The following is a 7866-nucleotide window of genomic DNA, read 5'->3' on the forward strand; positions in this document are numbered from 1 at the left end:
CCCCGGCAATGCACACGCAGCTCGGCGATCTCGCGGCGAACGCGTTCGGCGCAGCGCATCGCCTGGCTGCCGTCCGGGTGCTCGCCGTCGTCGATCAGCAGCACGAATTCCTCGCCGCCGAAACGGAACGCGGCTTCGCCGGCGCGCACCGATTCCTGCAGATGCTTGGCGGTCTCGCGCAGCACATCGTCACCGGTCTCGTGGCCATGCTGATCGTTGATAGGCTTGAAGTGATCGATGTCGATCATCAACACCGAAAAGCCGCGTCCGCTGCGATCGTGCTCGGCCATGCGGGCGCGCAGCAGTTCGTCGAAATGGCGGCGGTTGTAGAGGCCGGTGAGCGGATCGCGGATCGCCTGGCGGCGCAGTTCCTCACGCAGCCGGACATTGCCGATCGCCAGGCCGATCTGCTCGACCACCGAGCCGAGCAGCGCGTCGTCCGGCGGCGCCACCAGGCTGCCGATACGTTCCGACCAGCCGAGATGGATCAGGCCGACCGGGCTGCCGAGTGCAGTGATCGGCACGCAGGTATGCGGTTCCTGGCCATCGCTGCGGCCATCGAGATGCGGGCACAGGTGCGGATGGCTTGGATCGTCGATGCGCAGCGGCTGGCCGCGGCGCAGCGCCCAGCAATCCTCGGTGATCAGCGTCTCCGCCACTGGCTCGCGAGCGCCCCACTCGGCAACGATCGGGTAGGAAGGGTTCTTGCCGTCGCCGAGCCAGAGGGCGCCGCCGTAGCCATTGAACAGGCGCGGCAGATAGTCGCCGACGATGCGATGCGCCTCGCCACTGTCGAGAGCGGCGGCCAGCGAGCCGGTCATCTTGTTCAGCAGACTCAGTTCCTGGTTGCGTGCGACCCAGCTGTGGACGGTGTCGTTGAGCTGGCGGGTACGCTCGGTGACGCGCTTCTCGAGATCGGCATTGAGGCGCTTGATCTGGGCTTCGGCCTGACGCTGCTCGGTGATGTCGACCACCACCAGCGACAGGCTCACATTGCCGCCGCTGCCACTGTCGTCAAGCCGGCGCGCGTACAGCGAAACCCAGACCGGTTGGCCGTTGCGGTGGCGATAGCGCTTGACGAAGCTATAGTCGTCGATCTCGCCAGCGACCAGGCGGGCCCGTTCGATGGCTTCGGCAGCACGGTCCTGGGGATCGGTGATTTCTTCGCAGCGGTGCTGCAGCAGTTCCTCGGCACCGTAGCCGACGATCTCGCGAAAACGCTGGTTGACCATCAGCCAGTTGCCCTGGGCATCGATCATCGCGATGCCGACTGCGGCCTGCTCGAAGATGCCCTGGAAGCGCGCCTGGCTATCGCGCAGCTCGGACAGCATTGCCTGCTCATTGCTGACATCGCTGGCCATCGACAGCACCGACTGCACCTCGCCGTTCGCACCGCGCCGTATCGAGCTGTGCCACTGGCACCAGAAAGTATTGCCGTCACGATGGTAGTTGCGGCAGAGGGTCTGGATGGTGGGCAGCGGGCTGTCGAAGATGGTCTGCGCCACATCGGTGACGCGGTCCAGATCGTCGTCGTGGAAGAAGCGCCAATCAAACGGGCTTTTGCCGACCACCTCGGCCTCGCTCCATCCGAACATCTGCATAGCGTGCACGGACCAACGCTTGACTCTCAGATCCGGCGTCCATTCGATGACCGCCAGCGGCGTGTTGTCGAAATGGAAATCGCTAACCTGCTGGTGCTCCAGCGCCTGCTGTTCGGCGTGCTTGCGCTCGCTGATGTCCTCGATCACCGAGACGAAACGCATCGGCGTGGTCGCCGTGGCATCGATGCGGCCGACGTGCAGCCGTACCCAGATGATCTCGCCGTCCGGGCCCAGATAGCGCTTTTCCATCACGTAGCCGGGCAGCTTGCCTGTTGCCACCGCCTCGGCCTGGGTGACATCGAGCAACAGGTCTTCCGGATGGGTGATCGACTGGAAATCGCTGCTCAGCAGCTCCGCCTCGCTGCGGCCGACAATGGCGCAAAAGCGGCGATTGACCGTCAGCCAGTGGCCCTGGGAATCCAGCATTGCGATGCCGACCGCCGCCTGTTCGAAGATCGCGCTCAGTTCGCGGCGGTTCTCGTCGAGCCGCAGATTGTTGGCCAGGAACTCGGTGACATCGAACCCGGCGGTGAAGAAGAATTCCGGCTTGCCATCGGCGCCGGCCAGCGAGTGGCTGTACCAGCGGCACCAGGCCAGGTGGCCGTCCCGGTGGCGGGTGCGGCGCAGGCTTTCGACCGCGGTGCGCTGGCCGGTCAGGAATTCACGCATCACCTGCTCGTGATTCTCGGCCTCGTCGGCATCGAGCACGCCGACTTCACGCAGGGTTCGCCCGACCACCGCTGCCGCCGGCCAGCCGAGCATGTCTTCCGCCTGCTTCGACCAGCGGCGTACCCGCAGGTCGCGGTCCCATTCGATCATCGCCAGCGGCAGATGCTCGAAGTGGAAATCGCGAATCCGTTGCAGCTCCTGCGTCTCCTGCTCGGCCTTCTTGCGTGCACTGATGTCGATCGCCATCACCACCGCTGCCGCCGGCAGCTGGGCCGAGCCGGGCACCCGCTCGAAATGCAGGCTGACCCAGATCAGGTCACCGTCGCGACGCAGCCACTGCCGCTCGACCGAATAGCGCGGCTGTTCGCTGTTGATGAAATCGTCGAGCCTCTGGCGGGCGGCCTCGCGGGCCTCCGGCACCAGCAGCAGCAGCAACGACATGCCCTCCAGCTGCTGCAGGCTGTAGCCGGTCAGCTCGGCCATCCGGTCGCTGATGATCTGCCAGCAGCCATCGGCACCGATCAAGCCGACGCCGGCGGTGGACTGCTCGAAGACGATCCGGAAGCGCTGTTCGCTGGCCAGCGCCGAAAGGCGGCCGGTGCGTTCGATCTCGGCCAGCCGCGCATGCGCGTCGACCAGCGCCCGCTGCTGACGGGTCCAGCCGTTGAGCAGCGCGACGAACAGGCCGTGACCGAGCCAGACGTAGATCAGCGTCGCCATCAGGAACGGCCGCGGCGGTTCCGGGTTCAGCAACGACAGGCTGCCGATGGTGACCAGGCTCGCCAGCGCCAGCCAGGCCGCGACGCTGCAGCGCATCGATGCCGTGCTCGGCAGCAGGATGGCCAGCATCAGGTAGACCACCGTGTAGTACGCGTACACCGGCATGAACAGGCTGTGCGTACCGTCGGCAAAGGTGTCGTCGATGAACACCATCGCCACTCGCAGCAGCAGCATGCCGATGGTGATGCCGAGGGTCAGCGCAGCAGCAAGTTCGTAGGCCATCCGGCGCCGCGAGAACAGCAGCGCGGTCAGCAACAGCAGGCTGCCGCTGGCAGCGAATGCCTCCGGCTCCCAGGCCATCACCCGAGGCTGCGCCGGCAAGGCCAGCGCCGAAGTCAGCAGCAGCAGGCCGACCAGGATCGCCGTCATCACCAGGATCCGGTCACGGCCGGCAGACAATGGCCCTCGTTCCACGGTCGCTTCGGCGCTCTTGATGGCGGTGCTCATGGCGCGGAATGCGGAATCGGCGGATTCATCGCAACTCTCGTTTGCCGGGATTACGGCAGATGCAAACTCAAACCTGCAGGTTCTGTTCCACTAAGCTCGGTAGCACTCACAGGGCTGGTGGCTCCGGCCGGGAATCCGGCAGCGGATCCGGCTCGCCACCGGGCACATCGCCGACCTTCGGCGCCAGCGGCCGCTCACCACCGCGCCAGGCCTTGAGCTGGTAGACGTAGGTCAGCACCTGGGCCACGGCGGCGTAGAGCGCGGTGGGAATCTCTTCCTCGAGATCGCAGCCGCGATACAGCGCGCGAGCCAGCGGCGGCGCTTCGATCATGGTGATGCCGTGGGTCTCGCCCAGCTCGCGGATCGTGGCGGCCACGGTATCGACCCCCTTGGCGATCACCACGGGTGCTCGTCTGCCGCCGGCCGTGTATTTCAGTGCCACCGCGTAATGCGTGGGATTGGTGACGATGACATCGGCGCCCGGCAGCTTTTCCATCATCCGGCGCTGCGACATCTGCTGCTGCAGGCGGCGAATGCGGCCCTTCACTTCCGGGCTGCCTTCGCTCTGCTTGTACTCCTGCTGCACTTCCTGGCGCGACATCTTCAGCCGCTTGGCAAGGCTTACGATCTGCCAGGGCACGTCGATGGCCGCGATCAGCGCCAGCGACGCGACCATCCACATGAAGGTCGACGCGACCATCGCCAGCCCGTGGCCGATCGCCTGTCGTGCCGGCTCCATCGCCAGCGACAGCAATTCCCCGCGCAAACCCCACCAGGCGATGCCGGAGACCAGGCCGACGAGGCAGAACTTGGCGATGCTCTTGCTCAGCTCGACCAGGCTGTTACCGGAGAACAGCCGGCCCAGACCAGTGACCGGATTGAGCCGGCTGAAGTCCGGCTGCGCCGCCTTCCAGCTCAGGTTCCAGCCGCCGATCAGCATCGGCGAGACCAGGGCCGCGAACAGCGTCGCGAACAGGATCGGCGCGACGATCGCCAGGCCGGCGCCGAAGCCGGACAGCAGCAGCGTCGGCATCTGGCCGGGATCGGCCAAAGCGGCCGCATCGAAGCTCAGCGAGTGGCTCATCGCCTGGTAAGCGCTGGCGCCGACCTTGGCGCCATAGCCGGTGATCAGGGCCGCGCCGACGCCCATCACCACCGCCGTGCTCAGTTCGCGCGAGCGCGGGAGTTGGCCTTTCTCCCGGGCTTCGCGCTTGCGTTTCTCGGTAGCGGGTAAGTTCTTTTCCTGGGCGCTATCCGACATCGATCAGCCTCCGAACAATGCGGCGAGCAATGCGTAGCTGTCGTCGAGCATCCGCGCCATCACCGCTGCCAGCCCCGGCAGGCTGAAGCGCAGCAGCAGCAGACCGGAAGCGAGCGCGATCGGAAAGCCGACCGACAAGGCCGACAAGGCCGGTGCCGAGCGGCTCATCACGCCGAACGCCAGATTGACCAGCAGCAGCGCGATCACCACCGGCAGGCCGATCTGCACGCCGCCGGCAAACAGGCTGCCGCCCCAGCGAGCCAGCGCGAGGAAGTTGTCGGCATTCAAGCCCGGCCCACCGACCGGCATGCTGACGAAGCTCGCGTGCAGCGCTTCGATCAAGCGCAGATGGCCGCCGATGGACAGGAACAGCAGGGTGCCGAGCACCATCAGCAACTGGCCCACCACCGGCGTGCCGGCGCCGCGCAAGGGATCGACCAACTGGGCGAACGACAGGCCCATGCCATAGGCAATCAACTCGCCGGCCATGACCACCGCCTCGAACACCAGCATCAGCACGAAGCCCATCGCCACGCCGATGACCATCTGCTTGCCGATCTCCAGCCACCAGCCGGCTTCGAACGGCGCCAGGTACGGCGGCGGCGGCATCGTCGGCGCCATGACCAGGGTCAGCAGCACGGTCAGCACCACACGGATGCGCACCGGCACCACGCGTGCACCGAGCACCGGCGCAATCGCCAGCACGCCGCCGATGCGCACCAGCGGCCAGAACCAGCTTTCCAGCCAGCCGATGATCTGGGCGTCGGAGAAGGTCATGGGTGAAGCTGAGCGCTTTGCGAGCACTGCTCGCTGCACCGCTGAACGCCCGGCCATGGATGGACGGGCTGGGGGTGGGGATATAGGCAAGGTCTCGCCATGGATGGCATCTCCGCGCTCAATGAATCAGCGCAGGAATGCTTTCATACAGACGCCGCGTGAACTCGGTCAGCAGGCGCAGCATCCACGGCCCGGTGAACACCAGCACGACGGCGGTCGACAGCAGCTTCGGGATGAAGCTCAGGGTCTGCTCGTTGATCTGGGTCGCGGCCTGGAACACGCCGATCAGCACGCCGACAGCGAGCGCCGTCAGCAGCAATGGCGCTGCGAGCATCAACACGAGTTGAAGTGCTTGGCTGCCGGTCGTCAGTACCGTCTCGGGAGTCATGGATTTTGGGCCTCAATCTCGTCGAACCGCGTTCCCTTCCAGTCGGCGGCCGCGCTCGCCTTGCCGGCGATCCCCTTCGCTCGCGGGCCGGCGAGCAGGGCTCGCCAAGCAGCCCGTTCGCGCCCTCGCCGGGTGGCGAGCACGTCCCCGGTCGTCAGTACAGTCTCAGGAGTCATGGCGCGAGTTCAGTTGACGACGAAGCTGGCCGCCAGCGTGCCCATCACCAACGACCAGCCATCGACGAGCACGAACAGCATCAGCTTGAATGGCAGCGAGATGATCACCGGGCTCAGCATCATCATGCCGAGGCTCATCAGCACGCTGGCGATCACCAGATCGATGACCACGAACGGGATGAACAGCAGGAAGCCGATCTGGAATGCCGTGGTCAGTTCGCTGGTCAGAAACGCGGCACCGAGCACGGTGAACGGCACGTCGTCAGCACTGGCGTAGGGACCGTTGCCGGCGATCTTCGAGAACGTCATCAGATCCGCTTCACGGGTCTGCGCCAGCATGAAGCCGCGCATCGGCACTGCGGCTGCTTTCAGCGCTGGCTCGAAAGCCAACTCACCATCGAGATAGGGTTTGGCGGCGTTGTCGTAGACCTTCTCGAACACCGGCTGCATGACGAAGAAAGTCAGGAACAGCGACAGGCCGACCAGGATCTGATTCGACGGCGTGGCGCCGGTGCCGAGCGCCTGCCGCAGCAGGCCGAGCACGACGACGATGCGGGTGAACGCAGTCATCGCCAGCAAGCCGGCCGGCAGCAGGGTCAGCGCCGTCATCATCAACAGCACTTGCAGGCTCAGGGAGTAGTTCTGGCCACCGCCCGGTGCCGGGCTGACGTTCAGCGCCGGCAGGCCCTTGGTCTGGGCCAGGGCATCGGCGACTGGCAACAGCACCAGCAGGGCAAGGCCCAAAGCCTTCGTCATTCCGGCGTTCGGTCTCACGACTTCTGCCCCAGCGACCGCTTCAGCACATCGCGAAACGCAGTCGCGATCGGCGGTGCCTCGGCAGCCGCTTCCGGCACGGCTGCGACCGGCGGCTCGGCAAACACATGCAGCGTATTGACGCCACCCGCCGACACCCCGATCAGCAGGTGCTGACCACCGGCTTCGATCATCAGCACCTTCTCCTTCGGCCCGACCTGCAGACCGGCATGGATGCGCAGATTCGCCGGGCCGCCGAGGCGGACGCCCTGCACGCGCTTGAGCAGCCAGGCGAGCGCGAAGATCAGGCCCAGGACGACGATCAACGACAGCGCCGTCTGACCCAAGCTGGGCAGCGCCGTAGTGGTCATCGTCGCTTCCGCAGCCGTGCTCATCGAAAGCTGCGGCGCGCTTACTTCAGCTTGCGGATGCGTTCGGCCGGGCTGACCACATCGGTCAGGCGCACGCCGAATTTCTCGTTGACGACCACCACTTCGCCATGGGCGATCAGGGTGCCGTTGGCGTAGACATCGAGCGGCTCGCCGGCGGCGCGCTCGAGTTCGACGACCGAGCCCTGGTTGAGCTGCAACAGGTTGCGGATCGGGATGCGGGCGCGGCCCACTTCCATCGACAGGGTCACGGCGACGTCGAGAATGACGTCGAGATTGAACTCGTTGCCGAGGCCCCCGGCATTGGCAGCGCTGCCTTCCAGATTCTGGAAGCTGGCGCGGGCGTAGTCCTTGTTGGTACCGCTGGAGCCGTTCTGTGGGGGGGTCGTGTTCATAGTGTCGTCCTGCTGGGGGGCGGTGCCGAAGGGGTTGCTGGGCGTGGTGCTCATGGCGGCGATCAGTGCACGGTGCTGCTGCGCGGACCGCGGCGGATCACTTCGGTGATGCGCACGGCGTTGTTACCATGCGACAGGCCAAACGTGCCCTTGAACACCGGCATGTCCTCGACGCAAAGATCGATGGTTTTCGGCAGGTTCACCGGCAGCACGTCGCCCGGCTTGAGCTG

The 7866-nt window shown here is 65.9% G+C and carries 8 protein-coding genes; all 8 read right to left on the minus strand.

Translation table 11 applies throughout. The annotated features are described in order from the left end of the window. A partial coding sequence (locus Q0D45_RS19585) for a sensor domain-containing diguanylate cyclase (RefSeq protein ID WP_293396995.1) occupies window positions 1-3497 on the minus strand: 3497 nt, incomplete at its 3' end. A 106-nt stretch (window positions 3498-3603) separates the two neighbouring features. Continuing rightward, window positions 3604-4758 (minus strand): flagellar biosynthesis protein FlhB, encoded by a 1155-nt coding sequence (flhB, locus tag Q0D45_RS19590; protein ID WP_293396998.1) that lies wholly within the window; start codon window positions 4756-4758, stop codon window positions 3604-3606. A 3-nt stretch (window positions 4759-4761) separates the two neighbouring features. Continuing rightward, window positions 4762-5535 carry a flagellar biosynthetic protein FliR gene (gene fliR, locus Q0D45_RS19595; RefSeq protein ID WP_293397001.1) on the minus strand — a complete coding sequence of 258 codons (774 nt, stop codon included), beginning with the start codon at window positions 5533-5535 and terminating at the stop codon, window positions 4762-4764. A 118-nt stretch (window positions 5536-5653) separates the two neighbouring features. After that, a complete protein-coding gene (gene fliQ, locus Q0D45_RS19600) occupies window positions 5654-5923 on the minus strand; it encodes a flagellar biosynthesis protein FliQ (protein WP_022975046.1) in 270 nt (89 codons plus the stop codon). A 185-nt stretch (window positions 5924-6108) separates the two neighbouring features. Continuing rightward, on the minus strand, window positions 6109-6855 hold the full coding sequence (gene fliP, locus Q0D45_RS19605; protein ID WP_293397005.1) for a flagellar type III secretion system pore protein FliP: 747 nt from the start codon (window positions 6853-6855) through the stop codon (window positions 6109-6111). Between the two features lie 14 nt (window positions 6856-6869). Continuing rightward, window positions 6870-7247, minus strand: coding sequence for a flagellar biosynthetic protein FliO (gene fliO, locus Q0D45_RS19610; protein ID WP_293397008.1), 378 nt, complete (start codon window positions 7245-7247; stop codon window positions 6870-6872). A 17-nt stretch (window positions 7248-7264) separates the two neighbouring features. Then, the gene (fliN, locus tag Q0D45_RS19615) at window positions 7265-7636 is read right to left on the minus strand and encodes a flagellar motor switch protein FliN (protein WP_293397011.1); all 372 of its coding nucleotides are present in this window, start codon (window positions 7634-7636) and stop codon (window positions 7265-7267) included. Window positions 7637-7698: 62 nt separating this feature from the next. Next, the coding region (locus tag Q0D45_RS19620; protein ID WP_293397014.1) for a FliM/FliN family flagellar motor switch protein at window positions 7699-7866 on the minus strand (168 nt) is incomplete at its 5' end.

Source organism: Nevskia sp. (genome assembly GCF_023266035.1).
Classification (GTDB): domain Bacteria; phylum Pseudomonadota; class Gammaproteobacteria; order Nevskiales; family Nevskiaceae; genus Nevskia.

Excerpts from the sequence above, each read along its gene's own strand:
- flhB (WP_293396998.1), bottom strand. The coding sequence starts at position 4,758 with ATGTCGGATAGCGCCCAGGAAAAGAACTTACCCGCTACCGAGAAACGC.
- fliR (WP_293397001.1), bottom strand. The coding sequence starts at position 5,535 with ATGACCTTCTCCGACGCCCAGATCATCGGCTGGCTGGAAAGCTGGTTC.
- fliQ (WP_022975046.1), bottom strand. The coding sequence starts at position 5,923 with ATGACTCCCGAGACGGTACTGACGACCGGCAGCCAAGCACTTCAACTC.
- fliP (WP_293397005.1), bottom strand. The coding sequence starts at position 6,855 with ATGACGAAGGCTTTGGGCCTTGCCCTGCTGGTGCTGTTGCCAGTCGCC.
- fliO (WP_293397008.1), bottom strand. The coding sequence starts at position 7,247 with ATGAGCACGGCTGCGGAAGCGACGATGACCACTACGGCGCTGCCCAGC.
- fliN (WP_293397011.1), bottom strand. The coding sequence starts at position 7,636 with ATGAACACGACCCCCCCACAGAACGGCTCCAGCGGTACCAACAAGGAC.